Source organism: Ruegeria sp. ABF4_144 (assembly GCF_056160045.1).
The window spans coordinates 2,865,831-2,883,517 of the sequence record NZ_JBSWWK010000001.1; the positions used below are offsets into that span (position 1 = coordinate 2,865,831).

30 protein-coding genes are annotated in these 17,687 nt (G+C 56.2%); 1 reads left to right on the forward strand and 29 read right to left on the reverse strand.

All coding sequences use genetic code 11. From position 1 onward, the window contains the following. Window positions 1–81: 81 nt before the first annotated feature. The 21 genes from rplQ to rpmC all read right to left on the reverse strand — a co-directional run bounded on the left by rplQ (window position 82) and on the right by rpmC (window position 11,617). Window positions 82–504 carry a 50S ribosomal protein L17 gene (rplQ, locus tag ACXAGD_RS14265; protein WP_039538314.1) on the reverse strand — a complete coding sequence of 141 codons (423 nt, stop codon included), beginning with the start codon at window positions 502–504 and terminating at the stop codon, window positions 82–84. A 118-nt stretch (window positions 505–622) separates the two neighbouring features. Next, window positions 623–1,639, reverse strand: a complete 1,017-nt coding sequence (locus ACXAGD_RS14270) for a DNA-directed RNA polymerase subunit alpha (RefSeq protein ID WP_058276312.1) — start codon at window positions 1,637–1,639, stop codon at window positions 623–625. Window positions 1,640–1,753: 114 nt separating this feature from the next. Next, complete coding sequence (rpsK, locus tag ACXAGD_RS14275; protein WP_008757289.1) at window positions 1,754–2,143, reverse strand: 30S ribosomal protein S11; 390 nt, start codon at window positions 2,141–2,143, stop codon at window positions 1,754–1,756. A 15-nt stretch (window positions 2,144–2,158) separates the two neighbouring features. Beyond that, window positions 2,159–2,527 carry a 30S ribosomal protein S13 gene (gene rpsM, locus ACXAGD_RS14280; protein ID WP_170334082.1) on the reverse strand — a complete coding sequence of 123 codons (369 nt, stop codon included), beginning with the start codon at window positions 2,525–2,527 and terminating at the stop codon, window positions 2,159–2,161. Between the two features lie 201 nt (window positions 2,528–2,728). Further along, complete coding sequence (locus ACXAGD_RS14285; protein WP_475211527.1) at window positions 2,729–3,304, reverse strand: adenylate kinase; 576 nt, start codon at window positions 3,302–3,304, stop codon at window positions 2,729–2,731. Continuing rightward, window positions 3,301–4,665, reverse strand: a complete 1,365-nt coding sequence (secY, locus tag ACXAGD_RS14290) for a preprotein translocase subunit SecY (protein WP_475211528.1) — start codon at window positions 4,663–4,665, stop codon at window positions 3,301–3,303. Before secY ends, ACXAGD_RS14285 begins: the two co-directional genes overlap by 4 nt. 109 nt (window positions 4,666–4,774) lie before the next feature. After that, on the reverse strand, window positions 4,775–5,248 hold the full coding sequence (gene rplO / locus ACXAGD_RS14295; protein ID WP_170387765.1) for a 50S ribosomal protein L15: 474 nt from the start codon (window positions 5,246–5,248) through the stop codon (window positions 4,775–4,777). Between the two features lie 145 nt (window positions 5,249–5,393). Continuing rightward, window positions 5,394–6,254, reverse strand: coding sequence for a hypothetical protein (locus ACXAGD_RS14300; protein ID WP_475211529.1), 861 nt, complete (start codon window positions 6,252–6,254; stop codon window positions 5,394–5,396). 177 nt (window positions 6,255–6,431) lie between these two features. Further along, window positions 6,432–6,647, reverse strand: coding sequence for a DUF1127 domain-containing protein (locus tag ACXAGD_RS14305; protein ID WP_475211531.1), 216 nt, complete (start codon window positions 6,645–6,647; stop codon window positions 6,432–6,434). A gap of 187 nt (window positions 6,648–6,834) precedes the next feature. Further along, window positions 6,835–7,218, reverse strand: coding sequence for a hypothetical protein (locus ACXAGD_RS14310; protein WP_475211532.1), 384 nt, complete (start codon window positions 7,216–7,218; stop codon window positions 6,835–6,837). Between the two features lie 112 nt (window positions 7,219–7,330). Beyond that, window positions 7,331–7,519 (reverse strand): 50S ribosomal protein L30, encoded by a 189-nt coding sequence (gene rpmD, locus ACXAGD_RS14315; RefSeq protein ID WP_475211534.1) that lies wholly within the window; start codon window positions 7,517–7,519, stop codon window positions 7,331–7,333. 12 nt (window positions 7,520–7,531) lie between these two features. Next, window positions 7,532–8,101, reverse strand: coding sequence for a 30S ribosomal protein S5 (gene rpsE / locus ACXAGD_RS14320; protein ID WP_155148691.1), 570 nt, complete (start codon window positions 8,099–8,101; stop codon window positions 7,532–7,534). Between the two features lie 115 nt (window positions 8,102–8,216). Beyond that, complete coding sequence (rplR, locus tag ACXAGD_RS14325) at window positions 8,217–8,576, reverse strand: 50S ribosomal protein L18 (protein ID WP_039523386.1); 360 nt, start codon at window positions 8,574–8,576, stop codon at window positions 8,217–8,219. Between the two features lie 11 nt (window positions 8,577–8,587). Continuing rightward, window positions 8,588–9,121: a 50S ribosomal protein L6 gene (gene rplF / locus ACXAGD_RS14330; protein WP_008757873.1), complete on the reverse strand. Its 534-nt coding sequence runs from the start codon at window positions 9,119–9,121 to the stop codon at window positions 8,588–8,590. Window positions 9,122–9,132: 11 nt separating this feature from the next. Beyond that, window positions 9,133–9,525 (reverse strand): 30S ribosomal protein S8, encoded by a 393-nt coding sequence (gene rpsH, locus ACXAGD_RS14335; RefSeq protein ID WP_010437099.1) that lies wholly within the window; start codon window positions 9,523–9,525, stop codon window positions 9,133–9,135. Between the two features lie 13 nt (window positions 9,526–9,538). After that, window positions 9,539–9,844: a 30S ribosomal protein S14 gene (gene rpsN, locus ACXAGD_RS14340; RefSeq protein WP_068340744.1), complete on the reverse strand. Its 306-nt coding sequence runs from the start codon at window positions 9,842–9,844 to the stop codon at window positions 9,539–9,541. Between the two features lie 19 nt (window positions 9,845–9,863). After that, the gene (gene rplE, locus ACXAGD_RS14345; RefSeq protein ID WP_475211536.1) at window positions 9,864–10,424 is read right to left on the reverse strand and encodes a 50S ribosomal protein L5; all 561 of its coding nucleotides are present in this window, start codon (window positions 10,422–10,424) and stop codon (window positions 9,864–9,866) included. Beyond that, complete coding sequence (gene rplX, locus ACXAGD_RS14350; RefSeq protein ID WP_008755589.1) at window positions 10,417–10,728, reverse strand: 50S ribosomal protein L24; 312 nt, start codon at window positions 10,726–10,728, stop codon at window positions 10,417–10,419. Before rplX ends, rplE begins: the two co-directional genes overlap by 8 nt. A gap of 2 nt (window positions 10,729–10,730) precedes the next feature. Next, a complete protein-coding gene (rplN, locus tag ACXAGD_RS14355) occupies window positions 10,731–11,099 on the reverse strand; it encodes a 50S ribosomal protein L14 (protein WP_008757934.1) in 369 nt (122 codons plus the stop codon). Window positions 11,100–11,175: 76 nt separating this feature from the next. Next, complete coding sequence (rpsQ, locus tag ACXAGD_RS14360) at window positions 11,176–11,406, reverse strand: 30S ribosomal protein S17 (RefSeq protein WP_152459158.1); 231 nt, start codon at window positions 11,404–11,406, stop codon at window positions 11,176–11,178. 4 nt (window positions 11,407–11,410) lie between these two features. Beyond that, entirely contained in the window at window positions 11,411–11,617 is a 207-nt protein-coding gene (gene rpmC / locus ACXAGD_RS14365; protein WP_010437082.1) for a 50S ribosomal protein L29, read from the reverse strand. Between the two features lie 242 nt (window positions 11,618–11,859). Between rpmC and ACXAGD_RS14370 the strand changes: the two genes are divergently transcribed. Next, the gene (locus tag ACXAGD_RS14370; RefSeq protein ID WP_475211538.1) at window positions 11,860–12,474 is read left to right on the forward strand and encodes a hypothetical protein; all 615 of its coding nucleotides are present in this window, start codon (window positions 11,860–11,862) and stop codon (window positions 12,472–12,474) included. Window positions 12,475–12,573: 99 nt separating this feature from the next. Here ACXAGD_RS14370 and ACXAGD_RS14375 read toward each other — a convergent pair whose 3' ends face one another. The 8 genes from ACXAGD_RS14375 to ACXAGD_RS14410 all read right to left on the reverse strand — a co-directional run bounded on the left by ACXAGD_RS14375 (window position 12,574) and on the right by ACXAGD_RS14410 (window position 17,598). Further along, a complete protein-coding gene (locus tag ACXAGD_RS14375; RefSeq protein WP_475211540.1) occupies window positions 12,574–13,194 on the reverse strand; it encodes a 2OG-Fe(II) oxygenase family protein in 621 nt (206 codons plus the stop codon). A 50-nt stretch (window positions 13,195–13,244) separates the two neighbouring features. Continuing rightward, window positions 13,245–13,793 (reverse strand): amino acid synthesis family protein, encoded by a 549-nt coding sequence (locus ACXAGD_RS14380; protein ID WP_475211541.1) that lies wholly within the window; start codon window positions 13,791–13,793, stop codon window positions 13,245–13,247. A gap of 159 nt (window positions 13,794–13,952) precedes the next feature. After that, the gene (rplP, locus tag ACXAGD_RS14385; RefSeq protein ID WP_058283513.1) at window positions 13,953–14,366 is read right to left on the reverse strand and encodes a 50S ribosomal protein L16; all 414 of its coding nucleotides are present in this window, start codon (window positions 14,364–14,366) and stop codon (window positions 13,953–13,955) included. Between the two features lie 12 nt (window positions 14,367–14,378). Beyond that, a complete protein-coding gene (gene rpsC / locus ACXAGD_RS14390; RefSeq protein ID WP_008758042.1) occupies window positions 14,379–15,089 on the reverse strand; it encodes a 30S ribosomal protein S3 in 711 nt (236 codons plus the stop codon). After that, window positions 15,089–15,469, reverse strand: coding sequence for a 50S ribosomal protein L22 (gene rplV, locus ACXAGD_RS14395; RefSeq protein ID WP_475211542.1), 381 nt, complete (start codon window positions 15,467–15,469; stop codon window positions 15,089–15,091). The genes rpsC and rplV overlap by 1 nt, the downstream gene beginning before the upstream one ends. Before the next feature lie 3 nt (window positions 15,470–15,472). Beyond that, window positions 15,473–15,751, reverse strand: coding sequence for a 30S ribosomal protein S19 (rpsS, locus tag ACXAGD_RS14400; RefSeq protein WP_005980699.1), 279 nt, complete (start codon window positions 15,749–15,751; stop codon window positions 15,473–15,475). 3 nt (window positions 15,752–15,754) lie between these two features. Next, window positions 15,755–16,597 (reverse strand): 50S ribosomal protein L2, encoded by an 843-nt coding sequence (gene rplB, locus ACXAGD_RS14405; RefSeq protein WP_170356688.1) that lies wholly within the window; start codon window positions 16,595–16,597, stop codon window positions 15,755–15,757. Window positions 16,598–16,836: 239 nt separating this feature from the next. Next, a complete protein-coding gene (locus ACXAGD_RS14410; protein ID WP_475211544.1) occupies window positions 16,837–17,598 on the reverse strand; it encodes a hypothetical protein in 762 nt (253 codons plus the stop codon). Window positions 17,599–17,687: the final 89 nt, after the last annotated feature.

The window sequence follows — 17,687 nt, forward strand, 5'->3', positions numbered from 1 at the left end:
TGATCCAAATACGACACCGCCAAGCAACAAAAAACCCCCGCGTCCGGGACGCGGGGGTCGAAATCAGAAAGCCGGGCCTTCTTATTCTTCGTCTGCTGCCTCTTCGGCGGCAACGCGGGCTTTGTCGGCCGCGCCTTTGGCGTCGACGTCACGATCAACGAATTCGATGATCGCCATCGGGGCCATGTCGCCATAGCGGAAGCCAGCTTTCAGGATGCGGACATATCCGCCCTGGCGCTCGGCGTAGCGGGGGCCCAGAACTTCGAACAGCTTTGCGACGTCTTTGTCTTCTTTCAGCTGTGCTGCGGCCTGACGACGGGCGTGCAGGTCGCCGCGCTTGCCCAAAGTGACCAGCTTTTCGATGATCGGGCGCAGTTCTTTTGCCTTGGGCAGGGTTGTTTTGATTTGCTCATGCTCGATGAGCGAGCCAGCCATGTTTGCAAACAGAGCCTTGCGGTGCTCATGAGTACGGTTCAGGCGGCGGTAACCACGTGCGTGACGCATTTTTCAATTCCTATCTTGCGTTTTGCTTTGTCTGGCCGGCGATGCGTGTCACCGGCTCTCCTTGGGGCGGAAGTGCCCGTATTGTCCCCGGAAAGCCCGGGCATTGGTGAAGACGCGCTTAGAACGCGTCTTCGAATTTCTTCGCCAGATCTTCGATGTTGTCGGGCGGCCAATCCTCGACATCCATGCCAAGGTGCAGACCCATGCCGGACAGCACTTCTTTGATCTCGTTCAGCGACTTGCGGCCGAAGTTCGGGGTGCGCAGCATCTCGGCTTCGGTCTTCTGGATCAGGTCGCCGATGTAAACGATATTGTCGTTCTTCAGGCAGTTTGCCGAACGGACCGACAGCTCCAGCTCGTCCACTTTCTTCAGCAGCAGCGGGTTGAACTCCAGACCATCGTCTTCGTCCTGGCGGCCAGCCGATTCCGGCTCGTCGAAGTTGACGAAGATCGACAGCTGATCCTGCAGGATACGAGCGGCAAAGGCCAACGCGTCTTCCGGAGTGATCGAACCGTCGGTTTCGATCTTCAGGGTCAGCTTGTCATAGTCCAGAACCTGACCTTCACGGGTCGGCTGAACGTCATAGGCAACCTTTTTGACCGGCGAATAGATCGCGTCGATCGGGATCAGGCCGATGGGTGCGTCTTCTGGCTTGTTCTTCTCAGCCGAGACATAGCCCTTGCCAGTGTTGACGGTCAGTTCCATGAACAGGTCGGCACCATCATCCAGGTGGCAGATGACGTGATCGCGGTTCAGAACCTCGATACCCGCGCTTTCGCTGATGTCACCGGCGGTGACAACTGCGGGGCCTTTCGCATTGATCGACAGGCGCTTGGGCCCTTCGACTTCCATGCGCAGGGCAACCTGCTTGAGGTTCAGGATGATGTCGGTGACGTCTTCACGAACGCCTGCGACGCTCGAGAACTCGTGCAATACATTGTCGATCTGAACGCTGGTAATGGCCGCGCCTTGCAGCGAGCTCATCAGAACGCGGCGCAGCGCGTTGCCCAGAGTCAGACCAAAGCCGCGCTCCAGCGGCTCGGCAACCAGAGTCGCCTGACGCGCGGGATCGTTGCCCGGCTTGCCTTCCAACTGGGTCGGCTTGATCAATTCTGCCCAATTCTTATGGATCATGTAATCCCTCCATTCCTGTCCGCGCCCCATGACCAACAAGGTGCAGACGCCCGAGGTTTAAAATGACGTGCTGGGGCCGTGCAAAAACACAGCCCCAGCTCAATTCAAAATCGCTTAGACGCGGCGGCGCTTCGGCGGGCGGCAGCCGTTGTGAGCAATCGGAGTCACGTCGCGGATCGACGTGATGTTGAAGCCCACTGCAGCCAGCGCGCGCAGAGCCGATTCACGACCCGAACCGGGGCCCTGAACTTCGACTTCCAGCGTCTTGACGCCATGTTCCTGCGCCTTTTTGCCTGCATCTTCTGCAGCCATCTGAGCGGCGTAGGGGGTCGATTTCCGCGATCCCTTGAAGCCCATGGTACCAGCAGACGACCACGAGATGGCGTTGCCCTGTACGTCAGAGATCAGGATCTTGGTGTTGTTGAAGGTCGAGTTCACATGGGCAACGCCCGATGCGATGTTCTTACGCTCTTTGCGCTTAACGCGAGTCTTATCACGTGCCATCAGTCAGACCCTCCCTTATTTCTTCTTACCAGCGATGGCCTTTGCGGGGCCTTTGCGGGTACGAGCGTTGGTGTGGGTGCGCTGACCGCGAACCGGCAGGTTGCGGCGGTGACGCAGACCGCGATAGCAGCCCAGGTCCATCAGGCGCTTGACGTTCATCTGAACTTCACGACGCAGGTCACCTTCAACGGTGTAGTTGGCGTCGATGTGTTCACGGATGGCCAGAACTTCGGAGTCGGACAGTTCGTTGACGCGACGGGTCGCTTCAATGCCCACGGCTTCGCAGATCGCTTTGGCCGAGGTGTTACCGATACCGGTGATATATGTGAGGGCGATAGGTACCCGCTTTGCAGTCGGGATGTTTACGCCGGCAATACGTGCCACGTGTCACTTTCCTTTTCGTTGCGGTTCCGTAGCTCCAGAACCTTTTTTCACAACGCTTTACCGTGGCAGTGTCGCCAGAGGGTTCAGCATTATTCGAGGTGGTCGGGGCAGTCGGGACGAATCCCGCCTGCGATCTTGATTCCCTAAGGGGATGGGGGTCGATATGGGCTTTTGGTGGGGCCGTCAAGCCCCAACCTTAAGTCAGCCCAGAATCGCCTCAATCGAGGCGGTGACTTCGTCGATGCTGGCCAGACCGTTGACCGGGCGCAGATCACCTTTGGCGTGGTAATAGCCGATCAGCGGAGCAGTCTTTTTATAGTATTCCATCAACCGGATTCGAACGCTGTCTTCGTTGTCATCCGCCCGCACAGGTTTACCTGCAGCGCGCGCTTCCTCGGCCCGGTTGACGATCCGCTTGACCAGCGTTTCGTCATCGACGCGCATCTCGATCACGGTGTGAAGCGACTGACCCAGCTTGGTCAGCAACGCCGCCAGAGCGTCGGCCTGCGCCAGCGTGCGCGGGAAGCCGTCAAAAATAAAACCAGCGCCCTTTTCGGTCATCAGCTTTTCTTCGATCAGGCCAATCACGATCTCATCGGTGACCAGCTTGCCCGCGTCCATGATCTCAGCAACCTTCTGGCCCATTTCGGTGCCCGAGGTCTTGGCCTCGCGCAGCATGTCGCCGGTGCTCAACTGAACCATCCCGCGGGTTTCAACCAGATGCTGCGCCTGAGTGCCTTTGCCTGCCCCCGGGGGGCCAAGAAGAATGATGTTCATCGACGAGCGGGTCCCTTCCTGCCGCGTTTTTTACCTTTGCCGCGCAGTTGGGACTTTTCAATAAGTCCTTCGTATTGATGCGCCAGCAAGTGGCTCTGAACCTGTTGGATCGTGTCCATGGTCACAGAGACGATAATCAGAACCGAAGTGCCGCCGAAATAGAACGGGATGGCAAACTGGTTCCGCAGAATTTCAGGCAGCAGACAGACCGCTGCCAGATAGGCCGCACCCAGAACCAGCACGCGGTTGACCACGTATTCCAGATACTCGGCAGTTTTCTTACCCGGACGGATACCCGGCACAAAACCGTTCTGCTTTTTCAGGTTATCCGCCACATCGTCTGGCTTGAACGACACGTTGAACGTGTAGAAATAGGCGAAGAACACGATCATGGCCGCGAAGAACAGCAGATACAGCGGCTGTCCGGGGCCAAAGTTGGCCAGCAGCCACGACATCACCGGTCCGCTGGTTGCACCCGACGAGAAGGTAGAGATCGTCACCGGCAGCAGCAGCAGCGAGCTTGCAAAGATCGCCGGGATAACGCCGGCCGGGTTCACTTTGACCGGCAGGTGGCTAGAGCCGCCCTCATAGATTTTCATGCCGGCCTGACGGCGCGGGTACTGAATATGGATCTTGCGCAGCGCCCGTTCCATGAACACCACAAAGGTGATTACGGCGATGACCATCACGATCACACCAATGATCACGGCGGGGCTGATCGCGCCCGAACGGCCCGAGGCAAAGAACTGCGCCAGAGCGGCCGGAACCTCGGCGATGATACCGACGAAGATGATCAGCGAGATACCGTTGCCGATGCCGCGTGCAGTGATCTGCTCACCCAGCCACATTAGGAACATGGTACCACCAACCAGCGTGATCATGGTCGACATACGGAAGAACATGCCCGGATCGGTCGCCAGATCGCCCGATTCCAACGAAACAGCCAGACCATAGGCTTGAACGGTGGCCAGAGCCACGGTGCCGAAACGGGTGTACTGGTTGATCTTCTTGCGGCCCTGCTCGCCCTCTTTCTTGAGCTGTTCGAGCGCGGGAACCATCGATGTCAGCAGCTGCACGATGATCGAGGCCGAGATATAGGGCATGATGCCGAGGGCAAAGATACCCATTCGACCCAGCGCCCCGCCGGTGAACATCGAAACCATGCCGCCGATGCCCTGCCCCGCCTGCTCCATGAACTCACGCAGTGCCTGGCCGTCGATTCCCGGCACCGGAATAAAGGTGCCCAGACGATAGACGATCAACAAACCCAGCGTGAACAGGATGCGGTTGCGCAGATCGGTGGCTTTGCCAAGGGCAGACCAGCTTGTGTTGGCTGCCATTTGTTCTGCTGCTGATACCATAAATCGGTCTCTCTTATGAAAACGCCGCCCGGAACCGTTTTCCGGCTCGGACGGCGTCTTGGAAAACTCTGAGGTCTATGTAAGCGGGTCTTCGCCCGCTCACAAGCGCTTACTCTGCCGCAGCAGCTTTTGTGACCGTCAGTGAACCGCCCGCTTTTTCAACTGCCTCAACGGCAGCTTTCGAAGCACCGGTAACTTCCAGGTTCACTTTGGCGCTGATTTCGCCTTTGGCCAGAACGCGGATACCGTCCAGTTTGCGACGAACCAGACCGGATGCAACCAGTGCGTCCTCGGTGATCGCAGCTTTGGCGTCCAGCTTGCCCGCGTCGACGAATTTCTGGATCAGGCCCAGGTTGATAACGGCGAATTCCTTGCGGTTCGGCTTGTTAAAACCACGCTTAGGCAGGCGCTGGTACAGCGGCATCTGGCCGCCTTCGTAGCCATTGATGGCCACACCCGAACGGGATTTCTGACCTTTGATACCACGGCCACCCATTTTACCTTTGCCGGAACCCGGACCACGGCCAACGCGGGTCCGTTTTGGGTTGGCGCCAGGATTGTCGCGCAATTCGTTCAGTTTCATTTCGCTTCTCCTAAGCCGGATATGACCCCCGAAGCGTGATGGGCCAAACACGGCATTTCTTGGTTTTGATTCTCATGGGCGGAAACCCACCGGAGGCGTATAGGCCCCTTACCCCTGCTTGGCAAGCCCGAGGATCGGCGCAGAATCAGCCGTCAACCTGTGGTGCGTCGGCGTCATCCTCACCATGTTTGATAATAGGCGCGGCAAGCGGATCGATGCCGTGCTTTTCGACCAGCCTTCCAACCAAACTGTCAGGACTGGGCTGGCCGTTATACATGTTCCGCATGATCACCCGCATACGCCGGCCATAAAGGTGGATGGAAACCGTGTCGTCCTTGAAATAATGGGCGATCTTGGCCCCGGGTCGGGCCAAGGCCCGCCGACGCGTGTAGTTGAGCGGATAGAACACATGCTCGGGCAGTGCGTATTTGATCTCGCCCGTCTCTTTCAACGCCCAGGTGAAGGCTTTTGGCCCCCAGACCCCCCAAAGCGTTTCCGGCACATTGATTGGCGCTCCGTCCTGCAGCGCCTGTTCCAGCGGCTTACGGTGACGAGGGGGTAGCCACGGTGGAACCCGATAAGGATCATTTGTGAACTCGATCAGCTTAGCCAGTGTTTCGCTGTCCTGCGGCAAGGCAAGCACACCGATCGCTACTTCGCCCTCAAGATACCCGTAGTAGTGGCCGCTTTCGGTTGTGAATGGCTTGAGGCAATAGGCGTCCGTATCCGCCCAGATCAAATCGGACTCTTGTGCCAGCAGGCGATACCGGAACTTGTCGGAATGCGGCGCGGGGCTTCCAGTTCTGCCATGTGTGATGAACTCGGAATCGGGCAGAACCTCGCGCGCGTCGCGCTGTTCGACGCCCTCGGGGATACCTGATACGGTCCCATATGTGTAAAGACGTACATGTTGCCCTGCATCCAGGTAGGACTTGATACACAATTGTTCCAGAAAGCTCAGCGGTCCATCGACCCACAGCATTCCGATCTGATATTCGCGCGCCATTAACAGTCTTTCCACACAATTGCACCGGCCTCTGACAGCCGTCCAATACGCATGTGACGCAATAGGGGCGCGGTCGCAATGCTCTGACCCAAAAATCTCTGGGCTGTGGCGCGATGTCCCCTGAAACCAAAAGAGGCGCCAAATGGCGCCTCTGTGTGAGTGGTGGTATGTTAGCGATTACGAGCAGTAAACGTGTTCCTGGGCGATGTCTTTGATATCGCAACGACGAACGCCGATGTCATTCAGTTCGCGATCGGTCAAACCCTGCAGTTCCGAATAGGTCCGGTTGTACTCGGCACGCAGGACATAAGCCTCTTTCACTTTTGCCACGAATTGTGAAATGCGTGCGACCAGGTTGATGCCGCCATGTGTGGTTGTTGCTGTGTAAGCCATATCTGATTTCCTTTCCTGATCAGGGCGTATTCCCTGATGACTTTGTTCTGTTCCTGTTTGGGACAGTGTTCAGATAGGCGCAGCAGATATCGCTAACAACCGAAGTTTCGGTCTAGCCGGTTTGCAAACAACGCATGGGTGGCCGCTGTGGGATCGGACAGTCTGACTCCGTTCGGTCATCGACAACCTACTTCCGGATGTCTCCAACGTATCGTTGCTTTTGCTGGTTCACCAAGACCAGTTTGCCGTTGTTTACAACATACAGATCAAAACGGGGCTTATCATAGCCAATACACCGGACCCCATTGTCGTAGAACCTGTAGGAATTCGCTTTCCATGACTGCCCGTTCGCCGTGTAGGAATAGGCTCCGTTGGGAAAGTAAGTCTCAACCTCCCTCCCCGGAAATACAACCTTGCGCCCGGACAGGTTCTTTTGCAGCCACGCCGCATTCACTTTCTGGTCGCCATCAGAATAGTAACTTTTCGAAAATTTCGGAGATTTGGCGGGGCAGTCGGCGTAGACGGTTGTACCAATTGCCGAGACGCAAAGCGCAGCAAGAAATAGTTTCATACTCATCATCCATTCAAAAAAATACGATTAAGGGTACCCCAGCTTGTTCAAATGGCAATAAAAAACGCCCCCGAACGGATCGGAGGCGTTTCTTTGTTCGAAGGAAGTGCGCTTAGCCGCGCTCTTCGACGATCTCTACCAGATGCGGGATCTTGCGGATCATACCACGGACCGAAGGAGTGTCCTCCAGCTCACGCGTGCGGTGCATCTTGTTCAGGCCCAGGCCGATCAGGGTTGCGCGCTGTTCGGCGGGGCGGCGGATCGGGGAACCAATCTGCTTGACGACGATGGTTTTTGCCATGGGTCGCTCTCCTTATGCTTCTGCTTCAGCAGCAGCCGGTGCTTCGTCCCGCTTGGGCAGGATGTCAGCAACTTTTTTACCACGACGTGCTGCAACCGAACGCGGGCTCTGCTCTTTTTGCAAGCCGTTGATGGTGGCGCGGATCATGTTGTACGGGTTCTGCGAGCCCAGCGACTTGGACACAACGTCCTTAACGCCCAGCATTTCGAACACAGCACGCATCGGACCACCGGCGATGATACCAGTACCTTCAGGTGCGGTGCGCATTACCACTTTACCAGCGCCGTGACGGCCTTCGATGTCGTGGTGCAGGGTACGACCTTCGCGCAGTTGCACGCGGATCATCTGACGCTTGGCTTGTTCGGTTGCCTTACGGATGGCTTCAGGTACTTCTTTCGCTTTACCTTTGCCAAAGCCAACGCGGCCTTTCTGATCGCCAACAACCACCAGAGCGGCGAAGCCAAAGCGCTTACCACCTTTTACGGTTTTCGACACGCGGTTGATTGCGACCAGACGATCTGCAAATTCCGGTGCTTCTTCACGGTCGCGGCCACGGCCCCGACGGTTTTCACGTTCTGCCATTTGGCATCCCTTTTCTCATGTGGCGCTTGTCGCGCCGTTTCTTCAATCCAAGTGAGCCCCGACTGTTGCCGAGGCCCCCGGATCATCGGGGCAGCTGTAAAGCTGCCCGCAGGTCTTAGATCTTCAGACCACCTTCACGCGCGGCGTCGGCAACTGCCTTCACCTTGCCGTGGAACAGGAAGCCACCACGATCGAAATAGGCCTCTTCGACGCCTGCCTTCTTGGCACGCTCGGCGATGGCCGCGCCCACTTTGGTGGCCGCTTCGACGTTGTTCTTGCCAACAACACCCAGATCTTTTTCCAGGGTCGAGGCCGAAGCCAGGGTCACGCCACGAACGTCGTCGATCAGCTGAACGCTGATGTTCTTGTTCGAACGGTGAACCGACAGGCGTACACGGCCGGCGTTGACTTTGCGAAGTTTGTTCCGAACGCGCAGGCGGCGCTTCAGAAACAGGGTTCTTTTGCTGTTTGCCATTGTTTGCGTCCTTACTTCTTCTTGCCTTCTTTGCGGAAGATGAACTCGCCCTTATAGCGGATGCCCTTGCCTTTGTACGGCTCGGGACGGCGCCATTCGCGGATTTTGGCCGCGACTTCGCCCACCTGCTGCTGGTCGATACCTTCCACAACGATCTCGGTCTGCTTCGGCGCGGTGATGGTGACACCTTCCGGAGCAGTGAAATCAACATCGTGGCTGTAACCCAGGTTCAGCTTCAGGGTGTTGCCCTGCATCTGAGCCCGGTAACCAACACCCTGGATCTCCAGCTCTTTTTTGAAGCCTTCAGTCACACCGGTTACCAGGTTGGCAACCATGGTGCGGCTCATGCCCCACTGCTGGCGGGCACGCTTGGACATGCCACGGGGGTCGATTTTGACCACGTTGTCTTCAACCGACAGCGTAACGTCGTCGGTAGCGGTGAAGCTGCGGGTGCCTTTCGGACCTTTGACTTCAATGGTCTGACCTGACACAGAGGCGGAAACGCCGCTGGGCAGCTCGACCGGCTTTTTACCAATACGAGACATTGCAGACCTCCTTAGAAGACGGTGCAGAGCACTTCGCCGCCAACATTGTTGGAGCGAGCGTTTGCGTCCGACATCACACCTTTCGGAGTGCTGACAATCGACACACCCAGACCCTGACGGACCTGCGGGATGTCATTGACGCCCATGTATACGCGACGGCCAGGCTTTGAGACCCGCTTCAGTTCGCGAATGACAGGGGTGCCTTCGTAGTATTTCAGGCTGATTTCGATGGCCGGATGACCGTTTTCACCGGTCGTCGCTTCGTAGCCACGGATGTAACCTTCGTCCGCCAGCACGTCCAGAACCCAACCGCGCAGCTTGGAAGCTGGGGTGGAAACGGTGGACTTGCCGCGCATTTGCGCGTTGCGGATACGGGTGAGCATATCGCCGATAGGATCATTCATATCTATGTCTCCCTTACCAGCTCGATTTCACCATGCCGGGGATCTGACCAGCAGAACCCAGCTCGCGCAGCGCGATACGGCTGACCTTCAGCTTACGGTAGTAAGCGTGGGGACGACCGGTCAGCTGACAGCGGTTGTGCAGACGGGTAGCCGAGCTGTTGCGCGGCAGTTTCGCCAGTTTCAGACGCGCTTTGAAACGCTCTTCCATCGGGCGGCTCTCGTCATTCGCGATTTCTTTCAGCTCGGCACGCTTTGCGGCATATTTGGCCACCAGGCGTTCGCGCTTCTTCTCGCGTTCGATCATTGCTTTTTTAGCCATGTCTCTATCCTTCCGGCGCTTACGCGTTGAACGGCATGTTGAATGCTTTCAACAGTGCCTTTGCTTCAGCGTCGGTTTTCGCTGTGGTGGCAATTACGATGTCCATGCCCCAGACCTCGTCGACTTTGTCGAAGTCGATTTCCGGGAACACGATGTGCTCTTTCATGCCCATGGCAAAGTTGCCCTGACCATCGAAAGACGGCTTAACACCGCGGAAGTCACGAACGCGCGGCATCGCGATGGTGATCAGACGATCCAGGAATTCGTACATCCGGTCACCGCGCAGAGTCACTTTCGCGCCCAGCGGCATGTCTTCACGGACGCGGAAACCCGCGATCGATTTTTTCGCCTTGGTTGCAACGGCCTTTTGACCAGCAATCGCAGTCAGATCTTCGACGGCAGCTTTCGCTTTCTTCGAGTCTTTGACGGCCTCAGCACCACAACCGATGTTCAGAACGATTTTTTCCAGCTTGGGCAGCTGCATGTCGTTCTTGTAGCCGAACTCTTCTTTCAGAGCAGCACGGATGGTTTCAACGTACTGAGCTTTCAGACGCGGGGTGTAGGTTGCGGAATCAAGCATCGATCACGTCCCCTGTGGTCTTGGCGAAGCGGACCTTCTTGTCACCTTCCATGCGGAAGCCAACGCGGGTTGCTTTACCGTTTGCATCCAGCAGAGCCAGGTTCGACAATTCGATCGGGTTTGCCTGAGGCAGACGACCACCTTGCGAGTTCTGGGTCTGGCGGGTGTGACGGATGGCAATGTTGATACCATCGACAACAGCTTTACCGGCTTTGGGGTCAACCGAGGTAATCGTTCCCTCTTTGCCCTTGTCCTTGCCGGCCAGCACGACGACCTTGTCGCCTTTGCGGAGTTTAGCAGCCATGATTACAGCACCTCCGGAGCCAGCGAGATGATTTTCATGAAGTTCTTGCCGCGCAGTTCGCGAACAACGGGGCCAAAGATACGGGTACCTACGGGCTCGTTGTTGTTGTTCAGGATGACGGCGGCGTTGCGATCGAAACGGATCGCTGTGCCGTCTTCGCGGCGAACTTCTTTGGCGGTGCGTACGACGACGGCCTTGCGGACGTCACCTTTCTTTACGCGGCCGCGCGGGATGGCTTCCTTCACCGAGACGACAATGATGTCGCCGACGGAGGCGTATTTACGCTTGGAACCACCCAGGACCTTGATGCACTGAACTCGGCGTGCGCCGGAGTTGTCAGCGACATCCAGATTGGTCTGCATCTGGATCATGTGGTTTCTCCCGACCTGTGGGGGCTGGTCTAGTTAGATCCCCCAGGGTTTCGACAAATGGGAAAATCCCAGAAGCTTACGCTTCCAGAACTTCCCAACGTTTCGTCTTCGATTTCGGCGCGCATTCGATAATGCGTACAGTGTCACCGACCTTGAAGGCGTTCTTTTCGTCGTGAGCCCGGTATTTCTTGGACTTACGAACGGTTTTGTGCAGCAGCGGGTGTTTGAAGCGGCGTTCAACCGAAACGGTCACGGTCTGCTCGTTGGCGTCGCTGGTTACTACTCCGGACAGGATACGCTTGGGCATAGGATTACTCCTCCGATGCCGCAGCAGCGGCCTTTTCGTTCAGAATGGTTTTAACGCGGGCAGCGTTGCGGCGGGCCGCTTTGATGCCAGCAGTGTTTTCCAGCTGACCGGTTGCCTGTTGAAAGCGCAGGTTAAAGCTTTCTTTCTTCAGGTTGGCCAGTTCCTCGCGGAGCTGGTCCGGGGTCTTGTCACGCAGTTCTTGGGCGTTCATCGCCTTTTTCCTTTGCTCAAAACACCAGAAGGCCCCCTGACAGGGTCACCTTGGACCTGGTGGATGAATGATAGACATACGAATCGCCCGACAACGCCGGGAGATCGCAGGATGCCGCCGTATAAGGGTTTAGAGGTGGGGTGGCAAGAGGAAGTTTGGAGGCAATAGGGTTGATGCGATGCAAGACACTTGCCACACTATCCAAGGCAAGTTTTCAAGACCGACATTACAGAGACAACCGAATGAATTTGAGAAAACCGAAGTTACACTTCGTAGCCCTTATCAAGTTGATTTTTGCATTAGGCGCTCTTGGCATTCGCGCTTCCGCTGAAGACACCGCCAGATATTCGACCGGTAATAGATTCGAGGACCCAGGGTATTCGACGGTGCCTTGGCAACCTTACGACAGAAGCAACTCATTTGTTTGGGTTGCTGAGACATGCCTTGGCTACTTCGAAACTCGAGATTTAGAGCTGTTAGCTCCCCTTCCATCCACATTCGACAAAAACAAACGCTTTGAGATTCTGGCACCTGACCAAAGTGCACGATTGCAGGTTTTCAACTTTCCGTTCGACGAATACGGAGTTTTTCGGTGCGAGAGCACCACGTATCCAGAGATAGAAAGATCATCTAAAAACATCGCCGAAATCGAGAAATGGATAAATTTGAGACTTACCAAGGCAAGCAATTGGGTTGGAGCGTTTGATCCGAGTAATCCGACCATATTCGGAGACAAGTTTCGCAATGAGGAGAGAAAGGCAACGATCAGAATCCAGCATGATCGAGACAAGCTGTCGTTTTCACTTTCAGCTGACTATTTTGGCCCACCAATTACTATTGATGAAATTCAATGGTAGCGTCGACTAGGTCTAAAACTACCGCGAAACCTGGTGGGGCTCCGCCCGTTCACCCCTCAATCGCTCCACCGGAGCGATTGCCGCTGCGCGGGCCGGGGCTCACTCCCACTTATAATTAAAACTCACCGAAATCCGCTCGTCTTCGGCCATGTTCATCGGCACCTCGTGGCGCAGCCAGCTTTCCCAAAGCAGGACGTCTCCTACTTGCGGCTTCATATAGATGAACGGCTGCAAATCGCGCCGACCACCTTTCAAACGCGTCGGCGCAGCCATCATCCGGCCTGAACGCGGATCTTCCAGCTTCAACACACTCGCCCCTTCCGGCATTGACACATAGGTCGTGCCCGAGATCACGCTGTGCGGATGCAGGTGGCTGGAGTGCATTCCGCCCTCGGGTAGAATGTTGATCCACAGGTCTTCGAGCTTTAGTTCGCCCTCGCCCAGATCAAACTCCAGATCCTTGGCAAACGCCGCGACGTGCTGGTCCAGTGCAGTGACCAGATCGGCAAAGATCGGGAACCGCCAAGGCAGATCGGTCAATGAGGCATAGCTGGTATAGCCGGGATAGCCATTCTCTTCACACCATTCCTGCCCGGCCTCATCATCCTCGGCGATGACAAGGCAAGAACTTTCCAGTTCCTCCGCGTCGATCTTGGGATCGAACTCGGACAAAGCTGCGCGATAAAGACGGGTTACGAAGAGTGATTCAATCTGTGCCATGGGCCGGGCATACCCCAGCCCCTTGGACAAGGCCAGCCAATGTTGACGGGCTACGTCTTGATAGGCCCCTTGCCACAGCGCGGGATCGGACGACCACGGTCAGCATAGGCGATGCACAGCACGATCTCATCCGGTTTTGGTGCATCCGGAATGTTCAGCGTCATTGTATCGAAATGGTCGAACGACCACGGATTGTCCTTGTGCCCAAGCGGCAGATCAATCGCGCAGCCCGGTGCGCCCAGCTTGGCGTTCGAGGGGATCACCGCTTCCCCTCCGCCTGCCGCCGCGCGCATGGGGGCACCCAATTTGGGATGAAGGATCGCCCCGCCCTGCTCCAAGTCGCCGCTCACTCCGATAATCGCCGCCTTCCCGTAAGAGACTGGCGCCCCGTCTAATTGCGAAACCGCTGCAGCCGCAAGCTCTGGGCCCAGTATTGCACCGATCTCAAACAGCTCTGAGAGGTCATCCGAGAACCGTCCGGCCAGAGGGTTCTGCACCACCGCCAGCGCAGCGACGCGGCAAACCGGATCACAGGGATGGCCCAATTGGTCAGTTACGATGACTTCTTTGACGAACATCTTTTTACGCAGTTGAACCATATAGCCCTCCCATTCCTGTCTGTTAGACTAGGATCGTCACGGGTGAAGGTCGACGTTTTTAACAACCCGCTGTTTCACGAACCGTAGAGCCAACAGAAAACCCCCGCCGGTTTCCCGACGGGGGTCAATCTTGTCACGAACGGGGTTTCCCCCAATCGCTTACCAGTCTTCGCGAACCACGACGCGAGTCTTGATCGGCAGCTTCATCGCGGCCAGGCGCAGGGCCTCGCGGGCGATGTCGTCATTGACGCCGTCGATCTCGAACATCACGCGACCAGGCTTGACTTTGCATGCCCAGCGATCGACCGAACCTTTACCTTTACCCATACGAACTTCGATCGGCTTTGCAGTGACCGGAGTGTCGGGGAAGATGCGGATCCAGACGCGGCCCTGACGCTTCATGTGACGCGTCATTGCACGACGTGCAGCTTCGATCTGGCGTGCAGTTACACGCTCAGGCTCAAGAGCTTTCAGGCCGTAGGTGCCAAAGTTCAGATCAGAGCCGCCTTTGGCGAGACCCTTGATCCGGCCTTTGTGCATCTTGCGGAATTTAGTACGCTTTGGTTGAAGCATATCTTTCCCTCCTTAGCGACGACCGCCACCAGCACCACGAGGTGCAGGGCCGTCCTGGAGTTCCTGTGCTTTACGGTCACGTGCCTGCGGATCGTGCTCCATGATCTCACCTTTGAAGATCCAGACCTTGATCCCGATGATCCCGTAAGGAGTCATCGCTTCGGCATGTGCGTAATCGATGTCGGCACGCAGGGTGTGCAGAGGCACGCGGCCTTCGCGGTACCACTCGGTCCGTGCGATTTCGGCGCCGCCCAGACGACCAGCGACGTTCACCCGGATACCCAGGGCGCCCATGCGCATGGCGTTCTGAACCGAGCGCTTCATTGCGCGACGGAACGAAACACGACGTTCCAGCTGCTGAGCGATGGACTCGGCAACCAGCTGCGCGTCAAGCTCGGGCTTGCGCACTTCGACGATGTTCAGGTGCAGTTCGCTGTCGGTCATACGAGCAAGCTTTTTGCGCAGAACTTCGATGTCTGCACCTTTCTTGCCGATGATGACACCGGGACGTGCTGTGTGGATCGTGACGCGGCACTTCTTGTGCGGACGTTCGATGATCACACGGGCAACACCGGCCTGCTTGCACTCTTTGTTGATGAACTCACGGATCTTGAGGTCTTCCAGCAGAAGATCACCGTAGTCCTTGGTGTCGGCGTACCAGCGGCTATCCCAGGTGCGGTTGACCTGCAGGCGCATGCCGATCGGATTTACTTTATGACCCATTAGGCTTGCTCCTCAACTTGACGCACCTTGATGGTGATCTCCGAGAACGGCTTCATGATCTTGCCGAAACGGCCACGGGCACGCGGACGACCGCGCTTCATGACCAGGTTCTTGCCAACCCATGCTTCGGCGACGATCAGCTCGTCAACGTCCAGGTTGTGGTTGTTTTCGGCATTCGCGATTGCGGACTGCAGGCACTTCTTGACGTCCTGCGCGACACGCTTGTTCGAGAAAGTCAGGTCGGTCAAAGCCTTCTCAACTTTCTTGCCGCGGATCATTTGCGCAACCAGGTTCAGTTTCTGCGGGCTGGTGCGAAGCATGCGCGTTTTCGCCATTGCTTCGTTTTCAGCCACGCGGAGGGGGTTCTTTTCCTTGCCCATGACTTACTTCCGCTTCGCTTTTTTGTCTGCGGCGTGGCCATAATAGGTACGAGTTGGCGAGTATTCACCGAACTTCTGACCGATCATGTCTTCCGAGACGTTTACGGGGATATGCTTCTGGCCGTTGTACACACCAAATGTCAGACCCACGAACTGGGGCAGAATGGTGGAACGACGCGACCAGATTTTGATGACTTCGTTGCGGCCCGACTCGCGCGCTGCTTCGGCTTTTTTCAGCACGTAAGCATCGACGAAAGGACCCTTCCAAACAGAGCGAGACATAGATTAACGTCCCTTCTTCTTGGCGTGCCGCGAGCGGATGATCAGCTTCTGGGACGCTTTGTTCTTGTTGCGGGTACGCTTACCCTTGGTGTCCTTACCCCACGGTGTAACCGGTGTACGGCCACCCGAGGTACGACCTTCACCACCACCGTGCGGGTGATCGATCGGGTTCATTGCAACACCACGAACCGACGGACGAACGCCTTTGTGGCGCATACGACCGGCTTTACCGAGGTTCTGGTTCGAGTTGTCGGGGTTGGACACGGCACCAACGGTGGCCATGCATTCCTGACGGACCATGCGAAGCTCGCCCGAGCTCAGACGGATCTGAGCGTAGCCGCCATCGCGACCAACGAACTGAGCGTAAGTACCGGCCGCACGTGCGATCTGACCGCCTTTGCCAGGCTTCATCTCGATGTTGTGGACGATGGTACCAATGGGCATGCCCGAGAACGGCATTGCGTTGCCCGGCTTGATGTCAGCTTTTGCCGACGCGATGACTTTGTCACCAACAGCCAGACGCTGCGGAGCCAGGATATACGCCTGCTCGCCGTCTTCGTATTTTACCAGTGCGATGAATGCGGTCCGGTTCGGGTCATATTCGATCCGCTCGACGGTTGCCGCGACATCAAATTTATTACGTTTGAAGTCAACGATCCGGTAGAGACGCTTTGCGCCACCGCCGCGGCGGCGTGAAGTGATCCGTCCGGTGTTGTTCCGGCCGCCCGATTTGGTCAAACCCTCAGTGAGAGACTTGACCGGACGTCCTTTCCAAAGCTCCGAACGGTCGATCAGCACCAGCCCGCGCTGGCCCGGCGTCGTCGGCTTGTACGACTTGAGTGCCATGCTTTCTGTCTTCCGTTTAGCAAGTGCAGGGCGTTGCCCCGCTATGTGATAGGCCCCCGTAGGTGCCAAGGGTATAGGGCCCCGAAGGTCCCCGGTTACAAATATCAGAGGCCCCGGAACGAATCCGAGGCCGCAAGATTGGGTGCGTGTAACAGGGTTGGCGGTGGGTGTCTATAGGGGATCTGTTTTCTTGACACGCCCATTAATAAGCGAATTCAAGGCCGACAGAGAATAGCGCACTAGACTTCGACACCTGTTTTCTTAAAGTGATTGATAAGACCGTAAACCCGTTCGACATAGACTATGAATTGCCCGAGGTTTGCCAGCACTACACCTTTATCAAGATCAGGCACTATCTGCGGATGCCCTACCGCGTTACGGGTATGACGATAGAAGTTGAATGCGTTGTCAAGCAACTGGGTTAAGTCTTGAGCCAAAACCATTTCGTCAGGTTTACTCTTGCAACCGTTGTAAGAAGCTTTGAATTCCTCATACTTCTTCGAGATCATACGATTGTTAACACGTGAGAAGAATCTGTTCTTGTGTTCTTCACTAACAATTGCATTTCCATATTCATCGATCAAAATGTGGATTGCTTTCTCACTTGCAGCCCCAAGCATGAAAGCAGCTCCAGCAATGCTATCTGCTTTGTAACAACGAAGCGACTCTTGAAAGAACCAGAGAATCACATCGTCACAATCCGGCACTCGCTCTCGCATAGTTTGCGGGAATTTCTCGATTTCCGCTGGGAGAACTGCCAGCGGTCCGCTACCGCCTTTTTCAACACTTGTCTTCAGTTCAGTGAGCCAATCTTTCAAATCACATTGCTTGCCTTCAACATGGAGTTTGGCGGTATTGTATACGTTGATAGACGCTGACTGCGTACCTGATTTTGCAGTAAATTTTGTAGCGTTCTGAATTTCCTTTTCTTCATAGTCGACGTCATTGGCAATGAGGGCCGCACGCACAATTTCACAAGTCTTTTCGTCACCGTTGCTCAATGTATGCTCCACCGTATCTCAAACTATCGGAGAGTTATGCGGTTGCAGCTACCGCTGCAAGTGTGCAAGTCAACGTGAAGGATAAAAAC

Bases quoted from the DNA above. Each gene is read 5' to 3' on its own strand.
- ACXAGD_RS14370 (WP_475211538.1), top strand. From the start codon at position 11,860: ATGAATTTGAGAAAACCGAAGTTACACTTCGTAGCCCTTATCAAGTTG.
- ACXAGD_RS14305 (WP_475211531.1), bottom strand. From the start codon at position 6,647: ATGGCTTACACAGCAACAACCACACATGGCGGCATCAACCTGGTCGCA.
- rpsC (WP_008758042.1), bottom strand. From the start codon at position 15,089: ATGGGTCATAAAGTAAATCCGATCGGCATGCGCCTGCAGGTCAACCGC.
- rplE (WP_475211536.1), bottom strand. From the start codon at position 10,424: ATGCTTGATTCCGCAACCTACACCCCGCGTCTGAAAGCTCAGTACGTT.
- rplR (WP_039523386.1), bottom strand. From the start codon at position 8,576: ATGGCAAACAGCAAAAGAACCCTGTTTCTGAAGCGCCGCCTGCGCGTT.
- rplX (WP_008755589.1), bottom strand. From the start codon at position 10,728: ATGGCTGCTAAACTCCGCAAAGGCGACAAGGTCGTCGTGCTGGCCGGC.
- rpsN (WP_068340744.1), bottom strand. From the start codon at position 9,844: ATGGCTAAAAAAGCAATGATCGAACGCGAGAAGAAGCGCGAACGCCTG.
- rplP (WP_058283513.1), bottom strand. From the start codon at position 14,366: ATGCTTCAACCAAAGCGTACTAAATTCCGCAAGATGCACAAAGGCCGG.
- ACXAGD_RS14270 (WP_058276312.1), bottom strand. From the start codon at position 1,639: ATGATCCATAAGAATTGGGCAGAATTGATCAAGCCGACCCAGTTGGAA.
- rpmC (WP_010437082.1), bottom strand. From the start codon at position 11,617: ATGAACGCCCAAGAACTGCGTGACAAGACCCCGGACCAGCTCCGCGAG.
- rplN (WP_008757934.1), bottom strand. From the start codon at position 11,099: ATGATCCAGATGCAGACCAATCTGGATGTCGCTGACAACTCCGGCGCA.
- rplV (WP_475211542.1), bottom strand. From the start codon at position 15,469: ATGGGCAAGGAAAAGAACCCCCTCCGCGTGGCTGAAAACGAAGCAATG.
- rpsK (WP_008757289.1), bottom strand. From the start codon at position 2,143: ATGGCACGTGATAAGACTCGCGTTAAGCGCAAAGAGCGTAAGAACATC.
- rplQ (WP_039538314.1), bottom strand. From the start codon at position 504: ATGCGTCACGCACGTGGTTACCGCCGCCTGAACCGTACTCATGAGCAC.
- rpsS (WP_005980699.1), bottom strand. From the start codon at position 15,751: ATGTCTCGCTCTGTTTGGAAGGGTCCTTTCGTCGATGCTTACGTGCTG.
- ACXAGD_RS14300 (WP_475211529.1), bottom strand. From the start codon at position 6,254: ATGGCGCGCGAATATCAGATCGGAATGCTGTGGGTCGATGGACCGCTG.
- secY (WP_475211528.1), bottom strand. From the start codon at position 4,665: ATGGTATCAGCAGCAGAACAAATGGCAGCCAACACAAGCTGGTCTGCC.
- rpmD (WP_475211534.1), bottom strand. From the start codon at position 7,519: ATGGCAAAAACCATCGTCGTCAAGCAGATTGGTTCCCCGATCCGCCGC.
- rplF (WP_008757873.1), bottom strand. From the start codon at position 9,121: ATGTCTCGTATTGGTAAAAAGCCGGTCGAGCTGCCCAGCGGCGTTTCC.
- ACXAGD_RS14310 (WP_475211532.1), bottom strand. From the start codon at position 7,218: ATGAAACTATTTCTTGCTGCGCTTTGCGTCTCGGCAATTGGTACAACC.
- ACXAGD_RS14285 (WP_475211527.1), bottom strand. From the start codon at position 3,304: ATGAACATCATTCTTCTTGGCCCCCCGGGGGCAGGCAAAGGCACTCAG.
- ACXAGD_RS14380 (WP_475211541.1), bottom strand. From the start codon at position 13,793: ATGGTTCAACTGCGTAAAAAGATGTTCGTCAAAGAAGTCATCGTAACT.
- ACXAGD_RS14375 (WP_475211540.1), bottom strand. From the start codon at position 13,194: ATGGCACAGATTGAATCACTCTTCGTAACCCGTCTTTATCGCGCAGCT.
- rplB (WP_170356688.1), bottom strand. From the start codon at position 16,597: ATGGCACTCAAGTCGTACAAGCCGACGACGCCGGGCCAGCGCGGGCTG.
- rpsQ (WP_152459158.1), bottom strand. From the start codon at position 11,406: ATGCCCAAGCGTATCCTGTCCGGAGTAGTAACCAGCGACGCCAACGAG.
- rplO (WP_170387765.1), bottom strand. From the start codon at position 5,248: ATGAAACTGAACGAATTGCGCGACAATCCTGGCGCCAACCCAAAACGG.
- rpsH (WP_010437099.1), bottom strand. From the start codon at position 9,525: ATGAATGATCCTATCGGCGATATGCTCACCCGTATCCGCAACGCGCAA.
- rpsE (WP_155148691.1), bottom strand. From the start codon at position 8,101: ATGGCAGAACGTGAAAACCGTCGGGGCCGTGGCCGCGACCGTGAAGAA.